Origin of the sequence: Prosthecomicrobium pneumaticum, assembly GCF_014199915.1 — a bacterium.
Lineage (GTDB): Bacteria > Pseudomonadota > Alphaproteobacteria > Rhizobiales > Kaistiaceae > Prosthecomicrobium > Prosthecomicrobium pneumaticum.
The window spans coordinates 73,444-94,343 of the sequence record NZ_JACHOO010000006.1 but is presented as its reverse complement, the minus strand read 5'-3'; the positions used below and the strand labels follow the sequence as shown (position 1 = coordinate 94,343).

20 protein-coding genes are annotated in these 20,900 nt (G+C 70.2%); 10 read left to right on the top strand and 10 right to left on the bottom strand.

Going from position 1 to position 20,900, the window contains the following annotated elements; translation table 11 throughout:
• Window positions 1-503: 503 nt before the first annotated feature.
• The 4 genes from GGQ63_RS14585 to rsmI form a co-directional block, all read right to left on the bottom strand.
• Entirely contained in the window at window positions 504-2,036 is a 1,533-nt protein-coding gene (locus GGQ63_RS14585) for a YifB family Mg chelatase-like AAA ATPase (protein WP_183857080.1), read from the bottom strand.
• Window positions 2,037-2,139: 103 nt separating this feature from the next.
• Entirely contained in the window at window positions 2,140-3,081 is a 942-nt protein-coding gene (gene gshB / locus GGQ63_RS14580) for a glutathione synthase (protein WP_183857078.1), read from the bottom strand.
• Window positions 3,082-3,132: 51 nt separating this feature from the next.
• A complete protein-coding gene (locus GGQ63_RS14575) occupies window positions 3,133-3,504 on the bottom strand; it encodes a YraN family protein (RefSeq protein WP_183857076.1) in 372 nt (123 codons plus the stop codon).
• The gene (gene rsmI / locus GGQ63_RS14570) at window positions 3,488-4,384 is read right to left on the bottom strand and encodes a 16S rRNA (cytidine(1402)-2'-O)-methyltransferase (RefSeq protein WP_183857074.1); all 897 of its coding nucleotides are present in this window, start codon (window positions 4,382-4,384) and stop codon (window positions 3,488-3,490) included. The genes GGQ63_RS14575 and rsmI overlap by 17 nt, the downstream gene beginning before the upstream one ends.
• Before the next feature lie 144 nt (window positions 4,385-4,528).
• Here rsmI and GGQ63_RS14565 point away from each other — a divergent pair, with 144 nt between their 5' ends.
• Complete coding sequence (locus GGQ63_RS14565; RefSeq protein ID WP_343061157.1) at window positions 4,529-5,743, top strand: penicillin-binding protein activator; 1,215 nt, start codon at window positions 4,529-4,531, stop codon at window positions 5,741-5,743.
• A 68-nt stretch (window positions 5,744-5,811) separates the two neighbouring features.
• Here the strand turns inward: GGQ63_RS14565 and GGQ63_RS14560 are convergent, their stop codons facing one another.
• Window positions 5,812-6,240 (bottom strand): DUF2852 domain-containing protein, encoded by a 429-nt coding sequence (locus GGQ63_RS14560; RefSeq protein WP_183857069.1) that lies wholly within the window; start codon window positions 6,238-6,240, stop codon window positions 5,812-5,814.
• Between the two features lie 193 nt (window positions 6,241-6,433).
• Window positions 6,434-7,996 (bottom strand): polyhydroxyalkanoate depolymerase, encoded by a 1,563-nt coding sequence (gene phaZ / locus GGQ63_RS14555; protein WP_183857067.1) that lies wholly within the window; start codon window positions 7,994-7,996, stop codon window positions 6,434-6,436.
• A 218-nt stretch (window positions 7,997-8,214) separates the two neighbouring features.
• On the opposite strand from phaZ, the gene GGQ63_RS14550 reads away from it, so the two are divergent.
• Entirely contained in the window at window positions 8,215-9,546 is a 1,332-nt protein-coding gene (locus GGQ63_RS14550; protein ID WP_183857065.1) for an ActS/PrrB/RegB family redox-sensitive histidine kinase, read from the top strand.
• 128 nt (window positions 9,547-9,674) lie between these two features.
• A complete protein-coding gene (locus tag GGQ63_RS14545; protein WP_183857063.1) occupies window positions 9,675-10,226 on the top strand; it encodes an ActR/PrrA/RegA family redox response regulator transcription factor in 552 nt (183 codons plus the stop codon).
• A gap of 93 nt (window positions 10,227-10,319) precedes the next feature.
• On the opposite strand, the gene GGQ63_RS14540 is transcribed toward GGQ63_RS14545, so the two are convergent.
• The 3 genes from GGQ63_RS14540 to dnaN are packed head-to-tail and all read right to left on the bottom strand — an operon-like array spanning window position 10,320 to window position 13,115.
• Window positions 10,320-10,796, bottom strand: a complete 477-nt coding sequence (locus GGQ63_RS14540) for an MmcB family DNA repair protein (RefSeq protein WP_183857061.1) — start codon at window positions 10,794-10,796, stop codon at window positions 10,320-10,322.
• Window positions 10,797-10,845: 49 nt separating this feature from the next.
• Entirely contained in the window at window positions 10,846-11,997 is a 1,152-nt protein-coding gene (gene recF / locus GGQ63_RS14535; RefSeq protein ID WP_183857060.1) for a DNA replication/repair protein RecF, read from the bottom strand.
• Window positions 11,994-13,115 (bottom strand): DNA polymerase III subunit beta, encoded by a 1,122-nt coding sequence (gene dnaN, locus GGQ63_RS14530; RefSeq protein WP_183857058.1) that lies wholly within the window; start codon window positions 13,113-13,115, stop codon window positions 11,994-11,996. Before dnaN ends, recF begins: the two co-directional genes overlap by 4 nt.
• 356 nt (window positions 13,116-13,471) lie before the next feature.
• On the opposite strand from dnaN, the gene GGQ63_RS14525 reads away from it, so the two are divergent.
• The 7 genes from GGQ63_RS14525 to GGQ63_RS14495 all read left to right on the top strand — a co-directional run bounded on the left by GGQ63_RS14525 (window position 13,472) and on the right by GGQ63_RS14495 (window position 20,275).
• On the top strand, window positions 13,472-14,767 hold the full coding sequence (locus GGQ63_RS14525) for a DEAD/DEAH box helicase (RefSeq protein WP_183857056.1): 1,296 nt from the start codon (window positions 13,472-13,474) through the stop codon (window positions 14,765-14,767).
• A gap of 53 nt (window positions 14,768-14,820) precedes the next feature.
• Window positions 14,821-15,027: a cold-shock protein gene (locus tag GGQ63_RS14520; protein ID WP_183857054.1), complete on the top strand. Its 207-nt coding sequence runs from the start codon at window positions 14,821-14,823 to the stop codon at window positions 15,025-15,027.
• Between the two features lie 11 nt (window positions 15,028-15,038).
• Window positions 15,039-15,320, top strand: a complete 282-nt coding sequence (infA, locus tag GGQ63_RS14515; RefSeq protein WP_183857052.1) for a translation initiation factor IF-1 — start codon at window positions 15,039-15,041, stop codon at window positions 15,318-15,320.
• A 1,257-nt stretch (window positions 15,321-16,577) separates the two neighbouring features.
• Window positions 16,578-17,042 (top strand): tellurite resistance TerB family protein, encoded by a 465-nt coding sequence (locus tag GGQ63_RS14510; protein WP_183857050.1) that lies wholly within the window; start codon window positions 16,578-16,580, stop codon window positions 17,040-17,042.
• An 82-nt stretch (window positions 17,043-17,124) separates the two neighbouring features.
• Complete coding sequence (locus tag GGQ63_RS14505) at window positions 17,125-17,841, top strand: glutamine amidotransferase (protein ID WP_183857048.1); 717 nt, start codon at window positions 17,125-17,127, stop codon at window positions 17,839-17,841.
• A gap of 365 nt (window positions 17,842-18,206) precedes the next feature.
• Window positions 18,207-19,544 carry a glycosyltransferase family 4 protein gene (locus GGQ63_RS14500; RefSeq protein WP_183857046.1) on the top strand — a complete coding sequence of 446 codons (1,338 nt, stop codon included), beginning with the start codon at window positions 18,207-18,209 and terminating at the stop codon, window positions 19,542-19,544.
• Entirely contained in the window at window positions 19,544-20,275 is a 732-nt protein-coding gene (locus tag GGQ63_RS14495; RefSeq protein WP_343061155.1) for an HAD-IIB family hydrolase, read from the top strand. The genes GGQ63_RS14500 and GGQ63_RS14495 overlap by 1 nt, the downstream gene beginning before the upstream one ends.
• A gap of 25 nt (window positions 20,276-20,300) precedes the next feature.
• Here GGQ63_RS14495 and yihA read toward each other — a convergent pair whose 3' ends face one another.
• Window positions 20,301-20,864: a ribosome biogenesis GTP-binding protein YihA/YsxC gene (gene yihA / locus GGQ63_RS14490; protein WP_246429812.1), complete on the bottom strand. Its 564-nt coding sequence runs from the start codon at window positions 20,862-20,864 to the stop codon at window positions 20,301-20,303.
• Window positions 20,865-20,900 lie beyond the last annotated feature (36 nt).

The window sequence follows — 20,900 nt, the reverse complement described above, 5'->3', positions numbered from 1 at the left end:
CCGCAAGCTCCGCGGGGGAGGGAAAAGCGGCGCCGGCTGTGCGGAACGGTGGCCGACGACGGACCGATCGGCCGAACGGACACGCATGAGCGCGTCGGCCGGGGACCCCCTCTCCCGCCGGCGAAGTCGGCTGTTGCCGACTTCGCCTCTCCCGCGCTCGGCTCGGCAACAGCCGGACCGAGTGGGGAGAGGCCGGGGTGAGGACCTCTTCTTTGGTTGATGAAGGGACGCACCGTTACCCTTCCGGCCTACGCGTCTCGGTCGCTGTCGCGCCGAAGCGGCGACGCGCCGGACCTCGTCTCGCCGTGCGACCGGCCGGGTCTTCGGGCGGCGCCAACGGCTGGTTTTCGCGCCGCCAGGCGGCAGCGCGACCCCCGGGCCACCGGCCCAACCCGGCCGCGCCGCGCGTGTCCGAAGCGCTCGTCCCGGCGACGGGCATCTCTCTGCGCCGTCTCCCGCCGTCCCCGGGCCGGCGGCGCTTCAGGACGTCTCGGTGCGCGTCCTCACGCCGCCTGCAGCAGACGTTCGCCGGCGACGCGCCAGGACAGCGCCTCGGCGAGGTGGAGGCGGCCGACCAGGTCGGCGCCGTCGAGGTCGGCAAGGGTGCGGGCGACCTTGAGCACCCGGTGATAGCCGCGCGCCGACAGCTTCATCGCCTCGGCCGCCTCCGACAGCAGCCGCCGCCCGGCGGCGTCGGGTTCTGCCACCGTCTCGATCAGCGCCGCCGAACATTGCGCATTGGTCGCGATCTCCGGCCGGCCGAGCGCTGCGAAACGGTCGCGCTGGATCGACCGGGCCGCCGCCACCCGGTCGGCGACCCGCGCGCTCGGCTCGCCGGGACGCGGCAGGATCAGGTCCGCCGCGGTCACCGCCGGCACCTCGATCCGCAGGTCGATGCGGTCGACCAGCGGGCCGGACAGCCGCGCCTGGTAATCGGCGGCGCAGCGTTCGCCGCGGCGACATGCGGCCCCCGGCTCACCCGCAAGGCCGCAACGGCAAGGGTTCATCGCCGCGACGAGCTGGAAACGTGCCGGATAGCTGACCCGGTGGTTGGCCCGGGCGATCACCGCCTCGCCCATCTCGAGCGGCTGGCGGAGCGAATCGAGCACCTGCGGGGCGAATTCCGGCAGCTCGTCGAGGAAGAGCACGCCATGATGGGCGAGCGACACCTCGCCCGGGCGGGCGCGCAGGCCCCCGCCGACGAGCGCGGCCATGGTGGCCGAGTGGTGCGGCGCGCGGAAGGGCCGCCGGTCGGTCAGCCGGCCGCCCGGAAGCGCGCCGGCGACCGAGGCGATCATCGACACTTCGAGCAGCTCGCGCGGGGAGAGCGGCGGCAGGATCGAGGGAAGCCGGCTCGCCAGCATCGACTTGCCGGCGCCGGGCGGACCGACCATCAGCAGATTGTGGCCGCCCGCCGCCGCGACCTCGAGCGCCCGCTTCGCCAGCTCCTGGCCCTTGATCTCGGCGAGATCGGGCAGCGGGGCGCCCTCGCGGGCGAGCGCCGGCTCCGGCCGGCCGAGCACCTGCGTGCCCTTGAAATGGTTGGCGACGGCGATCAGGCTGCGCGGCGCCAGAATGTCCATCTCCCGGCTCGCCCAGGCGGCCTCCGGCCCGCAGGCGGCCGGGCATATCAGTCCCTTGTCGAGCGCGTTCGCCCCGATCGCCGCCGGCAGCGCGCCGGCGATCGGCGCGATCGTGCCGTCGAGCGACAGCTCCCCGACGACGACATAGCCGGCCAGCTGGTCGCCCGGCACGGCGCCGAGCGCCGCCATCAGGCCGAGCGCGATCGGCAGATCGTAATGCGAGCCCTCCTTCGGCAGGTCGGCCGGGGCGAGATTGACGATGATCCGCTTCGGCGGCAAAGCGAGGCCCGAGGCATGCAGCGCGGCACGCACCCGCTCGCGGCTTTCGGCGACTGCCTTGTCCGGCAGGCCGACCACGGCGAAGACCGGCTGGCCGGGCTGGATCTGCACCTGGACGTCGACCGGAACCGCCTCGATGCCCTGGAAGGCGACGGTTGCGACATGCGCGACCATGGTTCGTTCCCCCGCATGTCCTTACGGTATCGCAACCCAGAGGCGAGCGCAAGAACAGGAGGGGAACAAAAGACGGCGGACGACGGCTCCCGAAGTCGGCGGCTCAGCGGCGCGCCTCGATCGCGTCCCAGACGAGGGCGGCGATGTCGGCACCGCCGAAGCGCTCGACCTCGCGGATGCCGGTCGGCGAGGTGACGTTGATCTCCGTCAGATAACGCCCGATCACGTCGATGCCGACGAAGATCATGCCGCGGCGCTTCAGCTCCGGCCCGATCGCCTCGCAGATCTCGCGGTCGCGCGCGGTCAGTTCGACCGGCTCCGGCCGGCCGCCGACATGCATGTTGGAGCGGGCCTCGCCGGCCGCCGGGACGCGGTTGATCGCGCCGACCGCGACGCCGTCGACGAGGATGATCCGCTTGTCGCCGGCCCGCACCTCGGGAAGGTAGCGCTGCACGACATAGGGCTCGCCCCTGAAGGCGGTGGCGAAGATCTCGAGCAGCGAGCCGAGATTCTCGTCGCCCTCGCCGATCCGGAACACGCCGGCGCCACCATTGCCGTAGAGCGGCTTGATGATGATGTCGCCGTGCTCGGCGCGGAAGCGGCGGATCTCGTCCGGATCGCGCGACAGGAGTGTCGGCGGCATCAGGTCCGGAAAGCGGGTGACGAAGACCTTTTCCGGCGCGTTGCGGACCTCGGCCGGATCGTTGACGACGAGCGTCTTCGGATGCACCACCTCGAGGAGGTGGGTGGCGGTGATGTAGCCCATGTCGAAGGGCGGGTCCTGCCGCATCAGCACCACGTCCACCGTCGAGAGATCGGTGCGGACCGCGGGCTCGAGGGTGAAATGGTCGCCCTGGACGTCGCGGACCGCGACCTTCTCGATCCGTGCCTCCAGCCTTCCGTCGACCAGCGACAGCCGCTCGGGCGTGTAATGGTGGAGCGTATGGCCGCGGCGCTGCGCCTCGAGCATGAGGGCGAAGGTCGAATCGCCACGGATGGCGATCTTCGCGATGTGGTCCATCTGGACGGCGACGGAAAGCGACATGGGATCCCCCGAAACGGACGCCGGCTCTTATCGCGCCAATCGGGCCGCTTCTCAATCGTCGGCGCGGAAAGCGTTGGCGAGATGGATGGGCAGCCGGCGCCGGCGCACGATCACGAGGTCGTAGCGCAGGGTGAGCCCGGCAAGGGCCGGCCGGCGGGCGAGGAAGGCGTCGGCCGCCCGCACGATCCGGCGCCGCGCGGCGAAGGTGACGGCGAGGCGGGCGTCGTCCGCATCGGCCCGGCGCTTCACCTCGACGAAGGCGAGGACGCCGCCGCGCCGCGCCACGATGTCGATCTCGCCGGCCGGCACGCGAAAGCGGCGCGCGAGGATGCGATAGCCCTTCAGCATCAGGAGGAGCGCCGCGACGCCTTCCGCCCGCCTGCCGCTCCGCTCCGCCGCCTGCCGCTCAGGCGTCGTCCGCATCGTCCCCTCCATCCTTGAGCGCCAGCGCCCGGCGATAGAGGTCGCGGCGCGGCAGGCCGGTGCGCGCCGCCGCCTCGGCGGCTGCCTCCTTGAGCGAGAGCGTGCCCATCAGGCGGACGAGGAGCGCATCGACATCCTCCGCCTCCGGGGCCGCCTCGACCGGCGGGCCGATCAGGATGACGATCTCGCCCTTCGGCGCCGGCTCGCCGGCGAAACGCGCGGCGAGCGCGGCGAGCGTGTCGCGCCGCACGGTCTCGAAGGCCTTGGTGAGTTCGCGCGCCACTGCCGCGCGGCGTTCCCCGCCGAGCACCGCCGCCATGTCGGCGAGCGCGTCGGCGGTGCGGTGCGGGCTCTCGTAGAAGACGAGCGTCGCCGGGACGGAGGCGAGCGCGCCGAGGCGCTTGCGGCGGGCTGCGGTCTTCTGCGGCAGGAAGCCGGCGAAGAGGAAGGTGTCGGTCGGCAGCCCGGCGGCGACGAGCGCGGCGAGCAGCGCCGAGGCGCCGGGCACCGGCACCACGGCATGGCCGGCCTCGAGCACCGCCTCGACGAGGCGATAGCCGGGATCGGACAGCAGCGGCGTTCCGGCGTCGGAAACGAGCGCGACGGCCTTTCCTTCGGCGAGCGCGGCGAGGATCTTCGGCCGCGCGGCCTCGGCATTGTGCTCGTGATACGCGGTGAGCGGCGTTTCGATTCCGTAGCGGCCGGTCAGGATGCGCGTGACGCGGGTGTCCTCCGCGGCGATCAGATCGGCGGCGGCAAGCGTGGCGAGCGCCCGCAGCGTGACGTCGCCGAGATGGCCGATCGGTGTCGCGACGATGTGGAGGCCGGGGGCGAGCGGCGGCGCCTCGAAGGCCGCGGCGTCGATCCGGTAACCGCGCATGGCTCTCGTTTCCCCGCGCTCGGCGGCGTTGTAGGGATGTGACACCGGAACGCGAATAGCCGCACCGCGCGCCGATTCGCCCTGATTTAGACCGAAGCCTCCGGTAGTGTTAGCGCCATGGGGGCGGAAGAGGGAAGGACGAGGGTGTTGCGACTGATCCGATCCGTGACGGGTTTGCGGCCGATCGTCCGCGCGTCGGCGCTTGTGGCGGGGCTCGTCGCGCTCGCCGCCTGTTCGTCGAGCCTGCAGGAGAGCGGGCCGGCGCCGGTCGCCCAGGCGTCCGGGCCGCAGCCGGTGACGGGCGAGGTGCTCGGCTCGGGCAGCGTGCGGGTCGCGCTCCTGGTGCCGCAATCGGCGACCGGCAATGCCGGCCAGATCGGTCTCGCGCTCAAGAACGCCGCCGATCTGGCGCTGCGGGAATTCTCCGGCGCCAACATCCAGATCATGGTCAAGGACGACCGCGGCACGCCGGACGGCGCCCGCGCCGCGACGAGCGAGGCGATCGCGCAAGGGGCGGAGGTGATCCTCGGACCGCTCTTCGCCCAGTCGGTGACGGCGGCCGCCTCGATCGCCAAGCCGGCCGGCGTGCCGGTGATCGCCTTCTCGACCGATACGAGTGCCGCCTCGCGCGGCGTCTATCTGCTCTCCTTCCTGCCGCAGACCGATGTCGACCGGATCATCGGCTATGCCGCGACCCAGGGGCGGCGCTCCTATGTCGCCCTCCTGCCGGCGAACGGCTACGGAACGGTCGTCGAGGCGGCGCTGCAGAAGGCGGTGTCGGTCAATGGCGGCCGGGTGGTCGGCATCCAGCGCTATCAGCTCGACCGCACCGACATGCAGGGGAAGGCGGAGGCGGCGGCCGAGGTGATCCTCGCCGGCCAGGCCGACGCGGTGTTCATGCCCGATGCCGGCGATGCGGCGCCCTTCCTCGCGCAGGTGCTCGCGGCGAAGGGCGTGCGCGGCGACGCGGTGAAGTTCCTCGGCTCGGGCCAGTGGGACGATCCGCGCATCGCGGCCGAGCCGTCGCTGCGCGGTGCGTGGTATCCGGCGCCGGACAAAGCGGGATTCCAGGGCTTCGCCGCCCGCTATCAGGCGGCCTTCGGCCAGCCGCCGCAGCGCGCCGCCTCGCTCGCCTATGACGCGGTGAGCCTCGCCGCCGGCCTCGCCGCGCGCTTCGGCGAGCAGCGCTTCGCGCCCGACACGATCGCCAATCCGAGCGGCTTCCTCGGTATTGACGGCGCCTTCCGCTTCCTCCCCGACGGCACCAACCAGCGCGGCCTCGCGGTCTACGAACTCGGTACCGGCGCGCCGACGCTCCTCGATCCGGCGCCGCGCAGTTTCTCGCGCGCGGGCTTCTGAAAAACGAAACGGGCGGCCCGAAGGCCGCCCGCTGCCGATCCTCGTCCGGACCCGCTCGGCTCTCGCCGTCAGAGGTCGACGACGTCGTCGTTCTTCGCCGGGCGCTGCGTGTGGCGTTCGGCGCGGAAGCGGTCGAACTCCTCCTGGTCGCGGGCACGGCGCAGATTGCGCACATAGGCTTCGAAAGCCGCGCGCTCCTCGTCGAGGCGGCGGCGTTCTTCGTCGAGCCGCTTCAGCTCGGCGGCGCGATAGTCGTCGAAGGCGGCGTTGCCGCTCGAGGCGAAGCCGCCATAGGACCGGCGGCTGCCGCAGCCGAAGGAGCGCTTGAAATCGGCGCCGGCTTCACGGGCCTGGCGGCGGAATTCCGGCAGCCGGTCGCCCCACAGGATATAGGCGAGCATGGCGAGGCCGAGCGGCCAGAAGACGATGAAGCCGAGCACCATCAGCGCGATGGAGAGCGGCGTCCAGCCCGGACGCAGGGCCTGAGTATTCGTCATTTCTCCTACCTTTCGAGGGGGATGCCCCAGCGATAAGGGAGGTGGGAAGGACGAAACCCCGATTCAAGCGAAATCGGACGACCGGAGGTCGGAATCGGACCGGAATGGCACGCCGGGGCTGCGATGGCCCCGGCGGGCGTGACCGGAGGGAACGGGTCGGCAGCTCTGCGGGAGCACCGCAGATCGCACCGGCTCAGCCGCCGACCGCCTCTTTCGCGAGACGCTGCGCCTGTTCCACCCACCGGTCGCGCCCGATTCGGCCCTTGAAGGCGAGCCGGTCGTCGAGCTCCGCGATCTGCGCCTCCGAAAGGCCGGCCACCTGCCAGAAATGGAAGATGCCGAGGGCGTTGAGCGTCTGCTCGAGCTTCGGCCCGATGCCGGAGATGAGCTTCAGATCGTCGGCCGCGCCGGACGGGGCGGCGAGCAGCACCGCCTCGAGCCCGCCGATCGCCGGCTCGGCTTCGACCGGCTGGACCGGCGCCGGCTCGGCCTTGTGCGGCCGCCCGGTCGCGACGGGAGGTTTCGGCCGGCCGTGCGTCAGCACGAAATCGGAGATGCGCGGCGCGATCTCGGAACGGAAGCGCGAGCCGTTGAACACGCCGTAATGGCCGACCTGCGGCTGCACGTAATGGGCCCGCATGTCTTCGGGGATGTTGACGCAGAGATGCTGCGCCGCCTCGGTCTGGCCGACGCCGGAGATGTCGTCGTTCTCGCCCTCGACGGTCAGCAGCGCGACATTGCGGATCGCCGACAGGTCGACCGGCTTGCCGCGATGCATCATCTCGCCCTTCGGCAGAGCGTGGCGGATGAAGACGGTGTCGACCGTCTGCAGGTAGAATTCCGCGGTCAGATCCATCACCGCCAGATATTCGTCGTAGAAATCGCGGTGCTTGCCCGCCGAATCGCCGTCGCCCTTGACGAGATGGGAGAAGAACTCCTTGTGGGCGTTGACGTGGCGGTCGAGATTCATGCTCATGAAGCCGGAGAGCTGCAGGAACCCGGGATAGACGTTCCGCATGAAGCCGGCATGCGGGAAGGGTACCTGCATGATGACGTTGCGGCGGAACCAGTCGAGGTCCCGCCCCTCCGCCATCTTGTTCACCGCGGTCGGATTGATCCGGGTGTCGATCGGACCGCCCATCAGCGTCATCGAGCGCGGCGCATAGGGGTCGTCGGCCGCCTCCATCACCGCCGCGGCGGCGATCACCGGCACCGCCGGCTGACAGACCGCCACGACATGCGTGTCGCCGCCGAGGAAATGCAGCATCGAGATGACGTAATCGATATAGTCGTCGAGATCGAACACGCCCTCCGACAGCGGCACCATGCGGGCGTCGATCCAGTCGGTGATGTAGACGTCGTGGCGCGGCAGCATCGCCTCGACCGTGCCGCGCAGCAGCGTCGCGTAATGGCCCGACATCGGCGCGACGATGAGGAGCTTGGGATCGCGGCGCGTCGTCATGCGCTCGAAATGGATCAGCCGGCAGAACGGCCGCTGCCAGACGACATGCTCGGTGACGCCGACCCGCACGCCGCCGACATCGGTGGTCGGCAGGCCGAACTCCGGCTTCCCGTAGCGCCGCGTCATGCGCTCGAACACCTCGAAGCCGGCCGTCATGATCCGGCCGAACGGCGTCTGGCCGAACGGGTTGAGCGGGTTCTGCAGGGCGAGCCGCGACATGTCGGCGGCCGCCCGGAGCGGGCTCAGCGCGGCGTGATTCAACTCATAGATCTGGTAAGTGGACAAAGGACCCATCGACCTGAGCTCTCCATGCTCTCGGCGCTCGCGGTCGGATCCGTCGGTGTGCGGCGGCTTCCGGCCCTTTCGCAACGCAGTATGATATGAACGTTTCGGGTATCGCCGCAAGGCCGCCCGATGGCACGGCGGCAGGTGGTATCGTCGCGCCGTTTCGCGCGTTCGCCGGCCGCGGCCGTGCGGGACGAGACGAGAAGCCGGCCGAAGAGGAGGCGATCATGGCAGGACCCCCGCGCGCCGCCGACTTCGCAGCGCGTCGGCTGAAGCTCGACACGCTGGTGCGCCTGCGCTGGCTCGCGGTCGCCGGACAGACGATCACCGTTCTGATCGTCGCCTATATGCTGCGCTTCCCGCTGCCGATCGGTCTGTGCTTCGGCCTGATCGCACTGTCGGCCTGGCTGAATCTCTTCCTCAAGATCCGCTATCCGTCGAGCCTGCGCCTGCACGGCGGCACGGCGATCCTCTTGCTCGCCTATGACGTCGTTCAGCTCGGCGGCCTGCTCTATCTGACGGGCGGGCTGCAGAACCCCTTCGCGATCCTGATGCTCGTGCCGGTGATGGTGTCGGCGACGACGCTCGCGCCTCGCCTGACGATCACGCTCGGCGCGCTGGTGCTCGCGCTCGTCAGCCTGCTCGCCTTCGTCCACATGCCGTTGCCCTGGCACGTCGGCGAGCGGCTCGACCTGCCGCTCCTTTATGTCGGCGGCGTCTGGATGGCGCTCGCCTCGGCGGTCGTCTTCATGGGTGTCTATGCCTTCCGGGTCGCCGAAGAGGCGCGCCAGCTCGCCGACGCGCTGACCGCGACGGAACTGGTGCTCGCCCGCGAGCAGCACCTCTCGGCGCTCGACGGCCTCGCCGCGGCCGCGGCGCACGAACTCGGCACGCCGCTCGCGACCATTGCGCTGGTCGCCAAGGAACTGCAGCACACGCTCGCCGCCGGCAGCCCGCTCGCCGAGGACATCGCGCTGCTGCGCAGCCAGACGCAACGCTGCCGAGACATTCTCGGCAAGCTCACCTCCCTCTCGGAGGGGGGCGACCAGCTGCTCGACCGTGTGCCGCTCAGCCTGCTGATCGAGGAAGTGGTGGCGCCGCATCGCGAGGTCGGCGTGCCGATCGAGGTTTCGCTGTCGGGCGAGGGCGGTGCCGAGCCCGTCGGCCGACGCAACCCGGCGATCCATTACGGCCTCGGCAATCTGGTCGAGAACGCGGTCGATTTCGCCGAGGAGAAGGTGACCGTCGAGGCGGTCTGGTCGGCCGAGGCGCTCACCCTCACCATCATGGACGACGGCCCCGGCTTCGCACCGGAAGTGATCGACCATATCGGCGAGCCCTATGTGACGACCCGGGCGCCCTCCTCCGGCGACGCCGAGGCCGGCGGGCTCGGCCTCGGCTTCTTCATCGCCAAGACGCTGCTGGAGCGCAACGGCGGCACGCTCACCCTCTCCAACCGGACGCCGCCGGCGCATGGCGCCGTGGTGCGCATCGTCTGGCCGCGCGCCGCGATGGACGACGCCGCCAAGGCTGTCCGCGCCCCGGCAAAGGCGGCATGATCGCCCGTTCCCGCTTTGGAATGCGTCGCCCTCGCCCTATCTAGCAGATTACGCCGGTTAAACTTGGCGTTCACCGGGCGCAGGCCTATAAACCGAGCAGTCGATCGCGGGGAGCGGAGAACAACGAAATGACCGAGACCGCCGGTCCGCCCGGACCCGACCCGAGCCTGATCATCGTCGACGACGACAAGCCCTTCCTGCAGCGCCTCGCCCGCGCCATGGAGTTGCGCGGCTTCGCCGTCGAGACGGCCGACACGGTCGCCGAAGGCATGCGCAAGGTGGCCGAGCGGCCGCCGGCCTATGCCGTCGTCGACATGCGGCTCGAGGACGGCAACGGGCTCGACGTGATCGAGCAGATCCGTCGCCGCCGCCCGGATTCGCGCACCATCGTCCTGACCGGCTACGGCAACATCGCCACGGCCGTCACCGCCGTGAAGCTCGGCGCGGTCGACTATCTGGCGAAGCCGGCGGATGCGGACGAGGTGTTCGCCGCGCTCACCCGCGACCCGACCGAGAAGGCGGTGCCGCCGGAGAACCCGATGTCGGCCGACCGGGTGCGCTGGGAGCACATCCAGCGGGTTTATGAGCTGTGCGAGCGCAACGTCTCCGAGACGGCGCGCCGGCTCAACATGCACCGCCGCACGCTGCAGCGCATCCTCGCCAAGCGCGCGCCGCGCTGAGGCGGCAGCGTCGCCGCCCGCCAGCGATGGCGGCCCGCTTCCGATCGCCGCCTCGGTCGAACGGCATGCCGGGTCCGGGCGGCCGGAGCCGGTTCAGAAGACACCGGCCTCGGGATCGAAGAGCCCGTGCAGCCGGAAGGCCGCGGCCTGCGCGAAGCGCAGCATCATCGCTTTCCGCCGCGCTGCGGAGAGCGGATTCGCGGGTGCCTCGCGCAGGATCTCGGCGCCGAAACCGTCGGCGAGGATCAGCCCGGCTTCCTGCGGGAAGATCTCGGACGGCACCCCGGCATGGCTCGCGAAATAGAGCCGGTCGCAGAACGGCGCGTAGTCCGGCCATTTCCCGTCGGCCCGGAAGTCGGCGATCGACGATTTGATCTCCACCGCGACGATCTCCGCCGAGGGGCCGAGCGCGATCACGTCAGCGCGGCGGCCGCTCGCGAGCGTCAGCTCGGTGACGATCGCGAAGCCGCGGGCGCGGAACAACCGGCCGACGCCGCGCTGGATGGCGAGCGCCTGCTCGGACTGCCGTCCGTCCCGGGGCGGAGCGAGGGGAGCGCGGGAATGAAACATGAACGTCATCATGCCACGCGGCCGACGCGCCGAAAAGGCCCGCCGAGGCTCAGAGCGGGCGGACCGCGCCCGGCGCGACGAGGAAGGTCTCCGACCCGGCCGGCAGGTCGGCGAACAGAGCGGGGTCGGCCCCGGTCATGAACACCTGGCTGCCGAGACCGGAAAGCGCGGTGTAGAGCGCGGCGCGGCGGCGGGGATCGAGATGGGCGGCGATCTCGTCGAGCAGCACGAAGGGGGCGATGCCGCTCGCCTCGGCGACGAGCCGGGCATGGGCGAGCACGAGGCCGATGAGCAGCGCCTTCTGTTCGCCGGTCGATGCGCGTTCGGCCGGGACGTCCTTCGGGCCGTGCCAGACGAGGAGATCGCTCGCCTGTGGCCCCGCGAGCGCCCGGCCGGCGGCGGCGTCGCGGCCGCGTCCCTCGCGCAGCAGGGCGCGGTAGCGGGTCTCGGCCTCGACCTCCGGCAGCGTCGTCAGCATCTCCTCGATCGTGCCCTCGAGCACGACGCCGGCCCAGGGGAAAGCGGAGGCGTCGTCGCGATGGGCGGCGATCACCCGGGCGAGGCGGTCGACGGTGGCGCGCCGTGCCGCGGCGACGGCGACGGCGAGCGGTGCGATCTCGGCCTCGATGCCGTCGAGCCAGGCGCGATCCGGCGCCGGCTCGGCGAGCAGCCGGTTGCGGCCGCGCAGCGCCCGCTCGAAGGCGTTCACCCGTGCACCATGGCGGGCGTCGATCCCGAGCACCATGCGGTCGAGGAAGCGGCGCCTTTCGCCGGCGGAGCCCGCGAACAGCCCGTCCATCGCCGGCGTCAGCCAGACGAGCCGGACGTGCTCGGCGAAGGCGGCGGGCGAGCCGACCGGCACGCCGTCGATCCGCGAGCGGCGCACCGCGGGCTCGCCCGGCCGCGGCTCGAGCCCGGTGCCGAGACGGAGCGGCGCGCCCTCCTCCGACAGCGCGATCGCCACCGCGAACCCCCCTTCGCCGCCGATCCGCGCCATTTCGGCGAGCTCCGCCCGCCGCAGTCCCCGGCCGGGCGTGAACAGCGACAGCGCTTCGAGGATATTGGTCTTGCCGGCGCCGTTCTCCCCGGCGAGCGCCACGAGCGGCGCCGAGAGGGACAGGTCGAGGGCGGCATAGGATCGGAAATCGGCGAGCGTCAGCCGGCCGAGGCGCGGAAAGGCGATCGCGGCAGCGCCGGTCACACGCGCATCGGCATCAGGACATAGAGGGCGTCGTCGTCGCCCTCGTCCTGGATCAGCGTCGGCGAGCCGGGATCGGCGAGCCGGAACAGCGCGCTGCCGGTCTTCAGCTGCGCCGCGATGTCGAGCAGATAGCGGGCGTTGAAGCCGATATCGAGCGGATCGGCGTCATAGCCGACATCGAGCTCCTCGGTCGCGGAGCCGGAATCCGGATTGTTGACGGTGAGCGCCATCCGGCCGTCCGAGGTGAGGGCGAGCTTGACGGCACGGCCGCGCTCGCTCGCGATCGTCGAGACGCGGTCGACCGCTTCGGCAAAGGCGGCGCGATCGACCTTGAGCGCCTTGTCGTTGTTCTGCGGGATGACGCGGGCATAATCGGGGAAGGTGCCGTCGATCAGCTTCGAGGTCAGCACGACGGCGCCGACCGTGACGCGGATCTTGGTCTCGGACACCTCGACCGTCACCGTCTCGTCGGGCGTATCGAGCAGCTTCTGCAGCTCGCCCACCGTCTTGCGCGGCACGATGATGCCGGGCATCGCCTCGGCGCCCTCGGGGGCCGCGACCTGGGCGCGGGCGAGCCGGTGTCCATCCGTCGCCACTGCCCGCAGCACCGGCCGGCCTTCGGCCGTCGGGGTGTGGAAATAGATGCCGTTCAGGTAATAGCGTGTCTCCTCGGTCGAGATCGCGAACTGGGTCCGGTCGATCAGCCCCTTGAAGGCTGCTGCGGGCACCTCGAAGCGGACCGGGAAATCGCCGGTCGTCAGGTCCGGAAAGTCGGATTCCGGCAACATCTGCAGGGCGAAATTCGAGCGGCCGGAGCGCACGATCAGGGTCTGCCCGTCGGCCGAGGTTTCGAGCGCGACCTCGGCGCCGTCCGGCAGTTTGCGGACGATGTCGTAGAGCATGTGCGCCGGCACGGTGGTTCCACCCGCCCGGCCGATCTCGGCCGGCACGGTCTCGGTCACTTCGAGGTCGAGATCGGTCGCCTTCAGGGTGAGCGTCGATCCGGCGGCCTTCAGCAGCACGTTGGACAGGATCGGGATCGTGTTGCGGCGTTCCACGACGCGATGCACGTGGTTGAGGGACTTCAGGAGATTGGATCGCTCGAGGGTCGCGCGCATGGAACGGTCCGGAACCTTTGACGGCGCGCCGGAAAGGGGGCGCGACAGAGGGGGCCGTCGGGCAATGCCCGGCGGCACGGACTGAGGAAATTCGCCTTTCCGGCCCGAAAGTGCAAGGGGCCGGCCGACCGGCGAGCGACTGGCGACCGATTCTTGCCGCGCTGCGAAAGGCGATTGCCTTTTGCCGGCGATCAGTCCATATAACGGACGACGATCTTTCGTGATCGCGCTGATCCGGCCGCCTTGGCGCCGGATATCCCGCTTCGGGCGGGACACGGTACCGTCCTCTGATCCCTTTCGCGCGTGGGTCACGACACTCGGCAGGCGCTGACGCGCCGCCCAATTCAGGCTTTCTTTTGGATTCCTCCCTTCGTTTCGCGGACCTCGGCCTCGCCGAGAATCTCGTCCGCACCCTCGCCTCTGCCGGCTTCGTCACTCCGACGCCGATCCAGACCCAGGCGATCCCCCATCTTCTGGCCGGGCGCGACGTGCTCGGCATCGCCCAGACGGGCACCGGAAAGACCGCGGCCTTCGGACTGCCGATCGTCGAGCAGCTCGCCGCGATGCCGTCGCGGCCCGGCCCGCACAGCGTCCGGGCACTGATCCTCGCTCCGACCCGCGAACTCGCCGTCCAGATCGACGAGCAGCTGAAACGGTTCTCCGCCGGCCTGCCGCTGCGGCGCGCCGTCGTGCTCGGCGGCGTCGGCATGGAGCCACAGTCCCGGGCGCTCGCCCGCGGCGTCGACATCCTCGTCGCGACACCCGGCCGCCTGCTCGATCACATCGAGCGCCGCTCGGTCCGGCTCGACCTCGTCAGCCATTTCGTGCTCGATGAAGCCGACCGGATGCTCGACATGGGCTTCATCCGGGACGTCAAGCGGATCGTCGCCATGCTGCCGAAGCAGCGGCAGTCGCTGCTCTTCTCGGCGACCATGCCGGACGATGTCGCCAAGCTCGCCGCCGGCCTGCTCAACAAGCCGGTCCGCGTCGAGGTGACGCCGGAAGTGGTGACGGTCGAGCGGATCGAGCAGCAGCTCTACCGCGTGCCGGCCGCCGACAAGCGCCGCCTGCTCCTTCGCCTTCTCGACGATCCGGAAATGCGCCGCGTCGTCGTTTTCACCCGCACCAAGCACGGCGCCAATCGCGTCGCCGAGCATCTGGAGAAAGCGGGCATCGGGGTCGCCGCCCTGCACGGCAACAAGTCCCAGGGCGCGCGGCAGCGGGCGCTCGGCGGCTTCAAGGACGGCTCGGTGCGCGTTCTGGTGGCGACCGACATCGCCGCCCGCGGCATCGACGTGGCCGAGATCAGCCACGTCGTCAATTATGAGCTGCCGGCCGAGCCGGAGACCTATGTCCACCGCATCGGCCGCACCGCGCGCGCCGGCCGCGGCGGCATGGCGCTGTCGCTCGTCGAGCCGGCGGAGGCGCGTCTGCTCGCCGCCATCACCAAGCTGATTCGCCGGGCGATCCCCGAGACGCCGCTGCCCGCGGGGATGCCCGCGCCCCAGCCGCGCAGTGCCGAGGACAAGCCCGCCACCGCCGACCGTCGGGGCCGCGAGGAGCGGCGCCCGGTGGCCGCGGAACAGAAGCCTGCGCGCCGGCCGCGCCGTCGCCGGCGTCCCGGTCCGACCGCGCGCAGCGCGGCGGCTTGACGCGCCCGCGCCGCGTCAGCAATGTGCAACCCCGCCAGAGACAGGAGAGCGACATGGCGACGGGTACCGTCAAATGGTTCAACGCCACCAAGGGTTACGGCTTCATTCAGCCGGACCAGGGTGGAGCGGACGTTTTCGTCCATATCAGCGCGGTCGAGCGCGCGGGGCTGACCTCGCTGCGTGACGGCGCCAAGATCAGCTACGAGCTCGAGACCGACCGGCGCGGCCGCTCCTCGGCGGGGCAGCTGCGCGTTCTCTGACGGAGGTCCAGTTGGCGAAGGAAGAAGCGCTCGAGTTCGAGGGTACCGTTATCGAGGTCCTCCCGGATGCCAAGTTCCGGGTGGAACTCGAGAACGGACATGTGGTCATCGCCTATACGGCAGGCCGCATGAAGAAGAACCGCATCAAGACGCTGGCGGGCGACCGCGTCACGGTCGAGATGACACCCTACGACCTCGACCGGGCGCGCCTGGTCTTTCGTCACAAGGGCGAGCCGATGCCGTCGGGCGGTCCAGGCCGCCCGCCGCAGCGCGGCGGTCCGCGCCGTCGCTGAGAGCAATTCGGTGGCTGGCGACCGTCACCGAATTTTCGCTTGCACGAGGGCGCGTCTCTGGCTAAGGTTCAAATCGTGAGGCGAAGGGGGCTACCTCTCCTTACACATGAAATGTACTAAAGCTCTGATGTAGGACTGTTAAAGGTTCTGGTGTAGCGTAGTTGTGTTTAGAATTGGTGAGCTTGGGTTTATTTTGGTCCAAGCAAAATATCTGGGTTTACAATATTGATGGAAACGCCGGTCCTTGTGGCCGGCGTTTCGCTTTTGGGGCTGCGCGCGGAGCGCCGCATCGGGCGCCTCGGCGTGCGGTACGGCGGATGGCGCGACGGTAAGAACCGCGCGCACGGAGGATTGGCGCCCGGAGGGCCGCTGCCGACCCGAAGCACCCGTCACCCCGGCCTCCGCGCCTGGGAACCCCGACCGGGCCGCCCGAGCGCCGCCGCCACCCTGCGCACAGGTCGCCCTCGTGAAGGCGAGAATTCATCACGCCGCGCCGTCCGCTGCTGCGTGGATTCGCGCCTTCGCGGGAATGACGCGCCGGGAGGTCGTGTCCCGACGCCGCACCGGACGGCCCGGCGCGACGAATTCCGGCTTTCGCCGCGGTAACGGATGAAGAGGCCGGCCCCTGGAGCACCCACGGGCACGATTATAGATGCCGGCACGGAGGCCGGCATGACGGGCGGTGGGGGCTGTTCCGAGAGCGGCGGGCCGGCGTGCCCGCGAAGGCCGGCATGATGGGGGGGGCTGTGCCCGCACATCGAGAGGCACGATAGGCGACCCGTGCGGCCGGCGGAGGCCGGCATGACGGGCCGGGCGGGTACCCCCGGCGGCCGGGATCGGAGAGCGGTGCTCGCCATCGAGACCACCCGCCACCCCGGCCTCCGTGCCGGGTTCCGTCGTCGTGACGCCGGGCGGACGGGGCGTCGTCAACCCCCCTGTTCGACCGCCCGAGGCGAAGCGGGGCGCGGCACCTGTCGGGCGGATGGGCGGCCATGCCACCATCCCGCGCCCCGTCATCCTCGCGAAGGCGAGGATCGACCCGCCGCACCGTCCGCTGTCGCATGGATTCGCTCGGTTCACGCTCGAAGAGCAACGCCTGCGAAGGTGGCGCGGCGCGGCCTCCCGGGCGCCCGCAGCCCGATCACCCGCCAGGCCGGTCACAAGGCGGCGAGGGGCCTTGAAGATGGGCGGCCGCGGTGCGAGCTAGAGGCGATGTGCGGACGCCGCCACGGCAGCCCCGTTTCCGAAAGGACCACCATGCTCCGAGCGATCCGCGATCTTCTGGCCGAGCTGTCCGGCGAGCGTTCGGCCGCCCGCCTTCCGGAGGACCGGCAGAGGCTGGCCGCCGCGGCGCTCCTGCATCACGCGATCGCGGTCGACGGCATGGTGACCGAGGCGGAACGGACGCGGCTGCACCAGTTGCTCGTCGTTCATTTCGGCCTCGGCGAGCGGGAAGCCGACGATCTCTATGCCGCCGCCGAGGCGGCCGACAATGAGGCGGTCGACCTGTTCGGCTTCACCAATGTGCTGAAGCAGGCGCTCTCCGAGGAGGAGCGGGGCCAGATCGTCGAGATGATGTGGGAGCTCACCTTCTCCGATGGTGCGCTGCACGAGTTCGAGGACAATCTGATCTGGCGCGTCTCGGAACTCCTCGGCATATCGAGCCGCGAGCGGATCCGGCTGAAGCACGTCGCGCTGCGCGGCGGAGCGGCGTCGAACTGAGGTTCTCGGCCGGCTTCTTGCTTCCCTCCCACGGCGGCGGTGGTTACACTGCCGCACAATGGACCACGCCTCTTCTTTCGGCATGAAACGCCCGATCCTCGTCGTCCTGCATCAGGAGACCTCGACGCCCGGCCGTGTCGGACAGCGCCTCGCGGCGCGCGGCCACAGGCTCGACATACGCCGGCCGCGCTTCGGGGACCCTCTGCCCGAAACGCTCGCCGAGCACGACGGAGCGATCGTCTTCGGCGGCCCGATGAGCGCCAACGATCCCGACGACTACATTCGCCGCGAGATCGATTGGCTCGCGGTGCCGCTCGCCGAGGGCGCGCCCTTTCTCGGCATCTGCCTCGGCGCGCAGATGCTGGCACGTCAGCTCGGCGCGCCGGTCTCGGGCCGCGAGGACGGTCATGTCGAGATCGGCTATTATCCGCTCGCCGCGACCGAGGCCGGGCGTGCGCTCTGCGCCTGGCCCGACACCGTCTATCAATGGCATCGTGAGGGCTTCCGCCTTCCGGCGGGGGCGACTTGCCTCGCCACCGGCGAACTGTTCGAGTGCCAGGCCTTCGCCTATGGCGAGGCGGCCTTCGCCTTCCAGTTCCACATCGAGCTGACGCTCGCCATGATGCACCGCTGGACGGTGCGCGGCGCCGAGCGCTTCACCCTTCCGGGCGCGCAGCACGGCCGGCTGCATCTCGATGCCCGGGCGCTCCATGATGCGGCGACCTCGCGCTTCCTCGACGATTTTCTCGATCTCTGGCTCGCCCGCCGCACGGCTCCGGCGCTCGCCCGCACCGGCTGACACCGCGCGTCGCAAATTGCGAGGCTTGTCGCATTCTGCGAGGCCCGCTTCGTGAAGGCGGTGTTAACCTTACCCAGATGTCGACAACTCGAGTTAAATTGACCCTATATCTGGTAGTGCGCCGCGTGCCGCGCGGTGGCCACGTCCTTGCGAAAGGATTTGCGAGCCGGTCTTCAGGTTCTGCGTAACCGGCTGACCGAACGGAGAAGGTGCGGCACGATAGCCCCCGCCGCCCTTCTCTCGTTCGTGCCTCGCGGGGCGATCCGCGTCATCCACCCGCATTCTTCGGAACCCCCTCCGGCCTTTCGACGTTGTCCTCGGTCGCGCCGCCGCGACACGACCGATCACGAAAGAGCTGGGGATACATGACAGCCATTCACGGCGACCATAACGCGCCGCGCATCGCCCTCGTTTCCACCCATGGCTATGTGGCCGCCCATCCGCCGCTCGGCGCCGCGGATACCGGTGGCCAGGTCGTCTATGTGCTCGAACTCGCGAAGAAGCTCGCCCAGCTGGGCTACCGGGTCGATATCTGGACCCGCCGCTTCGAGGACCAGCCGGAGATGGAAGAGGTCAATGAGCGCGTCCGCGTCGTGCGGGCCCGCTGCGGCGGCCGCGATTTCATCCCGAAGGAGTATCTCCACCGCGAATTGATGGAGTTCTGCGAGAACGCGCTCCGCTTCATCCGTCGCGAAGGCCTCACCTACGACTTCGTCAACAGCCATTACTGGGATGGCGGTGTCGCCGGCCAACGCATGTCCGAGGCGCTCGGCGTGCCCCATGTCCATACGCCGCATTCGCTCGGCATCTGGAAGAAGCGCCAGATGGAGACCGATTATCCCGAGCGGGCCGATACGTTCGAGGCCGAGTTCAATTTCCGCGAGCGAATCCACCACGAGACGATCATCTTCCGCTCCGCCTCGATCGTCATCGCCACGACACCGCCCCAGCTCGACATGCTGATCGAGGATTACGGTGTCCGGCGCGACCGGGCCTACATGATCCCGCCCGGCTATGACGACAACCGTTTCTTCCCCGTCAGCGAGGCCTCGCGCCAGATGATCCGGCAGCGCCTCGGCTTCGACCGGCCGACCGTGCTTGCCATCGGCAGGCTCGCCACCAACAAGGGCTATGATCTGCTGATCGACGCCTTCGCGGTGCTCGCCGAGCGGATCCCGGAGGTCGAGCTCCACCTCGCCGTCGGCGGCGAGACGCTCGACGAGTTCGAGCAGAAGCTGCTCGCCGAGCTGAAGGCGCGTGCCGAAGGGCTCGGCCTCACCGATCGCGTGCGCTTTTCGGGCTTCGTTCCGGACGAGGAACTGCCCGACTGGTACCGCGCCGCCGATCTCTTCGCGCTCTCGTCACGCTACGAGCCGTTCGGCATGACCGCGATCGAGGCGATGGCGAGCGGCACGGCGACCGTCGTCACCATCCATGGCGGGCTCTTCCGGGCCGTCACCTATGGCCGGCACGCGCTCTATGGCGATCCGTTCGACGCGGCGGACTTCGGCATCACGATGATGAAGCCGCTCCGCCATCCACGATTGAAGAACCGGCTGTCGCGGATGGGCGCCCACAAGGCGCGCAGTCTCTTCACCTGGACCGGCATCGCCCAGCAGCTGGTCGCGCTGGTCGAGGGCCGCCCGGTTCTGAAGGCGCTCGAGGACACCGAGTGGGACGAGCCCTGGAACGACGGCGACTGATGACGATCCGCCTGTTCTCCTCCGACCTCGACGGCACGCTGGTCGGTGTGCCCGACGCGACGGCCCGCTTCTTCGCCGCCTGGGAGGCGATCCCGCGCGCAGGCCGGCCGCTCCTCGTCTACAACACCGGCCGGCTGCTCGACGACGTCCACGCGCTCGTTTCGGCCGCCGGCCTGCCCGAGCCCGACCTGATCGTCGCCGGGGTCGGCACCATGGTCTATGACCGGGGGGGCGGTACGGCGCACGAGGCCTTCACCGCCGAACTCGCCCGCGGCTGGGACATCGCGGTGGTGCGGCGCATCGCCGGCGCGGTCGAGGGCATCCGGCCGCAGGACGAGGCCTATCAGCACGGCTTCAAGTCGAGCTGGTTCCTCGACGATGCCGATCCGCAGACGCTCGACCGACTCGCCGCGGCGCTCGCCGCGGCGGGGGTCGACGCGCAGATCGTCTATTCGAGCCGCCGCGATCTCGACGTGCTGCCGCGCGCCGGCCACAAGGGCAACGCGCTCCGCTTTCTGATCGGCGAGACGGGCATCCCCCCGGAAGAGGTGCTGGTCGCCGGCGACACGGGCAATGACGCGGCGATGTTCGCCCTGCCCGGCGTGCGCGGCATCCTGCCCGGAAACGCCCTGCCGGAGCTGCGCGCCGCGGCGCGGGGCGAAATCTATACCGCGACGGCCGAGAACGCCGACGGCGTGCTCGAGGGGCTGCGCCATTTCGGGGTGATCTGAGCGGGCCCGCTGCCGCGGCGGCCCCTCAAGGGGCGATCTGGGCGATCTCGGCCCGCAACAGATCGATGCCTTCGCCGGTCTCCGACGAAGTGGCGAGCACGACCGGATGCGCCGCCGGGCGGCGCGCGACGGCCTTGAGCGTCTCCGCGACCCGGCGGTCGATCTCGCCCGGCTTCAGCTTGTCGGCCTTGGTCAGCACGATCTGATAGGAGACGGCCGTCTTGTCGAGCCGGTCGAGCGTCTCGAGATCGTTCGCCTTGAGGCCGTGCCGGCTGTCGATCAGCACATAGACCCGCCTGAGGCTGACCCGGCCGCGCAGATAATCCTCGATCAGCCGGTTCCAGCGGGCGACCAGCGCCTTCGGCGCCTCGGCATAGCCATAGCCCGGCATGTCGACGATCGACAGCGTGTCGTCCGGCGCGAAGAAGTTGAGCTCCTGCGTGCGGCCCGGCGTGTTCGAGGTGCGGGCGATGCCGCGCTGGCCGAGCACGGCATTGATCAGCGACGACTTGCCGACATTCGAACGGCCGGCAAAGGCGATCTCGAGCGGACCGATCGGCGGCAGGAATTCGAGCGACGGCACGCTCATGCGGAACGTCCACGGCCGGGCGAACAGCGCCCGGCC

What these genes read in the sequence shown, in the direction of transcription:
- GGQ63_RS14585 (WP_183857080.1), bottom strand. Translation starts at nt 2,036, where the DNA reads ATGGTCGCGCATGTCGCAACCGTCGCCTTCCAGGGCATCGAGGCGGTT.
- gshB (WP_183857078.1), bottom strand. Translation starts at nt 3,081, where the DNA reads ATGTCGCTTTCCGTCGCCGTCCAGATGGACCACATCGCGAAGATCGCC.
- GGQ63_RS14575 (WP_183857076.1), bottom strand. Translation starts at nt 3,504, where the DNA reads ATGCGGACGACGCCTGAGCGGCAGGCGGCGGAGCGGAGCGGCAGGCGG.
- rsmI (WP_183857074.1), bottom strand. Translation starts at nt 4,384, where the DNA reads ATGCGCGGTTACCGGATCGACGCCGCGGCCTTCGAGGCGCCGCCGCTC.
- GGQ63_RS14560 (WP_183857069.1), bottom strand. Translation starts at nt 6,240, where the DNA reads ATGACGAATACTCAGGCCCTGCGTCCGGGCTGGACGCCGCTCTCCATC.
- phaZ (WP_183857067.1), bottom strand. Translation starts at nt 7,996, where the DNA reads ATGGGTCCTTTGTCCACTTACCAGATCTATGAGTTGAATCACGCCGCG.
- GGQ63_RS14550 (WP_183857065.1), top strand. Translation starts at nt 8,215, where the DNA reads ATGGCAGGACCCCCGCGCGCCGCCGACTTCGCAGCGCGTCGGCTGAAG.
- GGQ63_RS14545 (WP_183857063.1), top strand. Translation starts at nt 9,675, where the DNA reads ATGACCGAGACCGCCGGTCCGCCCGGACCCGACCCGAGCCTGATCATC.
- GGQ63_RS14540 (WP_183857061.1), bottom strand. Translation starts at nt 10,796, where the DNA reads ATGTTTCATTCCCGCGCTCCCCTCGCTCCGCCCCGGGACGGACGGCAG.
- dnaN (WP_183857058.1), bottom strand. Translation starts at nt 13,115, where the DNA reads ATGCGCGCGACCCTCGAGCGATCCAATCTCCTGAAGTCCCTCAACCAC.
- GGQ63_RS14520 (WP_183857054.1), top strand. Translation starts at nt 14,821, where the DNA reads ATGGCGACGGGTACCGTCAAATGGTTCAACGCCACCAAGGGTTACGGC.
- GGQ63_RS14510 (WP_183857050.1), top strand. Translation starts at nt 16,578, where the DNA reads ATGCTCCGAGCGATCCGCGATCTTCTGGCCGAGCTGTCCGGCGAGCGT.
- GGQ63_RS14505 (WP_183857048.1), top strand. Translation starts at nt 17,125, where the DNA reads ATGAAACGCCCGATCCTCGTCGTCCTGCATCAGGAGACCTCGACGCCC.
- GGQ63_RS14500 (WP_183857046.1), top strand. Translation starts at nt 18,207, where the DNA reads ATGACAGCCATTCACGGCGACCATAACGCGCCGCGCATCGCCCTCGTT.
- GGQ63_RS14495 (WP_343061155.1), top strand. Translation starts at nt 19,544, where the DNA reads ATGACGATCCGCCTGTTCTCCTCCGACCTCGACGGCACGCTGGTCGGT.
- yihA (WP_246429812.1), bottom strand. Translation starts at nt 20,864, where the DNA reads ATGAGCGTGCCGTCGCTCGAATTCCTGCCGCCGATCGGTCCGCTCGAG.